The sequence below is a fragment of the Faecalibacterium sp. DFI.5.82 genome, assembly GCF_029076575.1.
In the GTDB taxonomy this organism is placed as follows: Bacteria; Bacillota; Clostridia; order Oscillospirales; family Ruminococcaceae; genus Faecalibacterium; species Faecalibacterium duncaniae.
In genome coordinates this window covers 1-324 of record NZ_JARFIS010000304.1, presented here as the reverse complement: position 1 = coordinate 324, position 324 = coordinate 1, and the positions used below count along the sequence as shown (strand labels likewise).

Here is a 324-nt window from a genome sequence, read left to right as displayed (position 1 = left end):
GATAAAAACAGAAATCGTTAATCGCGCGCTGAAACGCGCGCTGCGCGATTAGCATTTTTGCTGCGCTTTTTCTGTGGCTCAATCCTCCAGCCTGCCGTGGTCGCAGCCGAGAGAAAGATAAAGCTCCATCTCCCCACTCAGCACCATCTGGGCATACTCCAAGGGCTTGTTGTAGAGCAGCCAGTCCAGGTCCGCCCGCTGTGCCGGGGTGTTGCCGTACTCATCCTCGACGGCGATGCAGTCGATGGCAAGAGTGGTGCCATCTGCGAACCGGGCTTCCACCCGGTTGGTGTCCATATTGTAGCAGCAGGAAAGCAGTTTATT

The 324-nt window shown here is 55.9% G+C and carries 1 protein-coding gene; it reads right to left on the bottom strand.

Annotation, left to right across the window (positions count from 1 at the left end; translation table 11 throughout):
- Positions 1–78: 78 nt before the first annotated feature.
- The coding region (locus tag P0G09_RS16725) for a DUF6061 family protein (protein ID WP_275253227.1) at positions 79–324 on the bottom strand (246 nt) is incomplete at its 5' end.